The following is a 3,082-nucleotide window of genomic DNA, read 5'->3' as shown; positions in this document are numbered from 1 at the left end:
GACATTCACGGAAGGCAGCTGAACTTTCAGGTGCCACATGACCGCCGCTTCATTTGGCCTTTTGCGTATCCGGCGCGAACAGGGCTTGGCCTGCCAGCTTCGCGTGCAACGTGCGGGCCAGGTCAAGATGTTCAAGCACCGTCGGCAGCTTTTCGGAGGCGAAGCGCTGAAGCGCTGCATCCTCGCCCGAGCCTATCTCCCAAGCCAGGAGCTGCGCCGTCCTTTGGTGATCGACGATCTGCGCCCTCAGGTACGCCAGCTCAAACGCGGCGCCGTCGAGCTTTTCGAGATCGGAACGGATGTTCTTGTGATCTGGATCGAGCCCTTCGGGAAGTGGAATCTTGCTTTTATCGGCCACGGATTTCAGCTGCTCATTGGCCTTGTTGTGATCATCGACCATCCGATTTGCAAATTCACGGAGGTCTTCGTGGCTTGTCTTTCCAGCCGCGAGTCGCCCGAACTCTATCTCGGCCCTGCCGCCTGCCGTAATTAGCTGTACGAAAAGCCGATCCTGATAATTCGTCTGGTGCGGTGCTGGAACTCCAGGCTTCTCCATACTGGTATCGGGGGCAAGACCGGCTGGATTGCCGATTTGCGCCAGCGCACAGCAGGGCGACAATGCCAGGACTACTGTCATTATGGCGGCACGCATGAACTGTCCTCCATTCAATACCTAGTTAATTGTCGGCCACGGTTTTTCCCGGATGATGTCTAGAGCGTGAGCAAATAGGCCACCAATGCTTCCTTTTCCGATTGGTCGAGCTTCGTTCCGAGCACCAGGTTGAAGAACTCAACGGTATCGCCCAGCGTCATCAGACGGCCGTCATGAAGATAGGGCGGAGAATCCTTGATCCCGCGCAACGTGAAGGTCTTGATGGGTCCATCTGGAATGGCAACCTGGTCGTTGAACGTCTGACCAACTTTGTAGAATCGCTCGAGCTTCAGGTCGTGCATATTGTTGTCCATGAAGGACTGGGCTGGAACATGACATTCGCCGCAGCGGCCCTTTCCCATGAACACCTGCTCGCCCTTGATCTCCAGCGCACTGGCGGTAGCCGGGTCAAGTCGTCCAAAGGGATCGAGCTTGGGTGCCGGAGGAAAATCGATGATGTTCTGCATCTGCGCCATCATCGCGACCTGGTTGGGCCGATCCGGCAGGTTCACGCCCTTGCGGGTGGCGCTCACGTGATCGCCGTTGAAATAGGCGGTGCGCTGTTCGAACTCCGTAAAGTCTTCCACGGAACGCAGCGAGCGCTTGGATCCGTGGATCTGCTGGTTGAACAAGCCGCGCAGGCTGGTTGTGTCGAGCCGGAAGCGCTCGGCTTGCGGCCGCACGTCCGGGGTGAGGTGAAACGCCCCGTTGGTGTGGAAATTGGAATGGCAATCGAGGCAAGCGACACCCGTGCTTTGCATCGCTACCTTCCTGTCCTCGGTCTGGTTGAATTCCTCCTGCGGAAATGGCGTCAGCAGCAGACGAAGTCCTTCCATCTGCACGGGCGTGATGATGCCGTTCATGTATTCGTAGAAGTTGCGTATCGTCAGCAGATCCCCTCGCGACACATCTCCAAGCTCCGGGTGCGTGGTCAGAAATATTGGAGGTGGAAACTCCGGGGTAAGGTGATCCGGTAGATCGAAATCGACGTCGAAGCGGCGCAGATCGCGTCCTTCATCAGCGCCGATCTCTCTAATCTCACTTTCAGGAAAGACCTGACCTCCGGCGGCCTGCTTGACGTGCGGCAACGGTAGGAAGCCTTGCGGCAACAGACCACGATCACGAATTTCCTGAGGGGTTTTCGCTGCCAGGCTGCTCCAGGTTTCGCCTGCCGGCAGTTTCACTCGCGAGCCTTCTTGTACAGCCTTGCGCCCGCCCGACATCATGACGCCGGGCATCGGCCGGTCGGCCAGATCGTAACGGCTCTCGAGCAGGCCGCGTTGCCGTTGTGTCACAGCCGGCTTTTGCGCCTCGTCAGTTTCCTTGACCGCAGAAAAAGGCAAGCTTGGCAATGGTCGATACGTCAGATCCGGCGGCAGCGGGTCCGAAGCAACATTGAGCGTGAACGTTGCAGCGCCAAGCAGGACCGGCAAACCAAGATTGAAGATGCGCGACATATCCCCTCCCCACAGCGTTGAATTTGGCCCCAACCAGTGCGCGCCAGCTTTGTTCCATAGCTTTGATAGCCCCAACGCTCACGCTCGGCTTTCGATGATCGCCGGTGTCGCTGCTTTGGAGGGTGCGATCTGCGTGCCTTGCCTGCGTGCCGCTCTCGCCATCTTCTGGCTGATGAGTGCACGTCCGCTACCGACTCGTGGCCTTGTAGCCCGCACCGAGCGAAGCTATCTATCCCGACATTCCGGATTGTATCACCCCATCGGCCGACGACCCGTCAGACATCGCCGCATTGTTGATCTGGTCCGTCCCGAACTGAGCGACCTGAACCATCATAGCCCTGGCCTTTGCAATGAGTTCATCGTCGGGAAGAGTATGCCCGGCCTGCAGGGTAACTGTAATACACTCGCCTCCCTCGCCCCGAAATTCCACGACCGGAGCCTGGTCTCGGCTGACGACAACTCCCATCATCTGCATAAAAACCTCCTCGTCGCTTCCTGTTGGCCAGACAAACGCACCCAGCTCGGCCATCTAATCCTTGACATAGGCCCCAGGTTGACGCCCGCCTCTGGGCGCCTTGGCGTCTTTCGAATGCTCGGCGACCGCAGGGCCTGCTCCGGATATTTTCTCTGGGGCCGGTGAAGGTGTCGCCGACTTTGACGGGGTCCTGCCGCTCGATTTCTCGGGGCGGTGTGATATGTCAGTTGAAGACTTGTCTGAAGAAGTCATGGCTCTTTCCCTAGCGCGAAAACCCCAATACCAACCTGCGAAAGGCCGTGACGTTCCATCGTGATATGATCTCCGTTGTTGAACCTGCCTCGCTGGGGCGCACCGGCAACGGGCTTATTTCGCAAGACGAATAGCAACGGCCAAGGCGCTCGGGCAAGACACAGCCTGACACGTCGCGGTGCGGGTATTGGAATGCGAGCCGACGCGAAACGCTTCATTGAGATCATCCATCACGGAACCCGCGGC

Annotated in this window: 3 protein-coding genes; all 3 read right to left on the bottom strand. The window is 58.3% G+C overall.

All coding sequences use genetic code 11. The annotated features are described in order from the left end of the window. Positions 1-49: 49 nt before the first annotated feature. Positions 50-652, bottom strand: a complete 603-nt coding sequence (locus tag EN914_RS29830; protein WP_050580502.1) for a DUF4142 domain-containing protein — start codon at positions 650-652, stop codon at positions 50-52. Between the two features lie 59 nt (positions 653-711). After that, positions 712-2,109: a cytochrome b6 gene (locus EN914_RS29825; protein WP_013525109.1), complete on the bottom strand. Its 1,398-nt coding sequence runs from the start codon at positions 2,107-2,109 to the stop codon at positions 712-714. 229 nt (positions 2,110-2,338) lie between these two features. Continuing rightward, positions 2,339-2,638 carry a hypothetical protein gene (locus tag EN914_RS29820; RefSeq protein WP_024504632.1) on the bottom strand — a complete coding sequence of 100 codons (300 nt, stop codon included), beginning with the start codon at positions 2,636-2,638 and terminating at the stop codon, positions 2,339-2,341. Positions 2,639-3,082: the final 444 nt, after the last annotated feature.

It is taken from the genome of Mesorhizobium sp. M7A.F.Ca.CA.001.08.2.1 (assembly GCF_003998455.1).
Lineage (GTDB): Bacteria > Pseudomonadota > Alphaproteobacteria > Rhizobiales > Rhizobiaceae > Mesorhizobium > Mesorhizobium ciceri.
The sequence above is the reverse complement of the archived record's forward strand: the minus strand, read 5'-3'. Positions and strand labels throughout refer to the sequence as shown.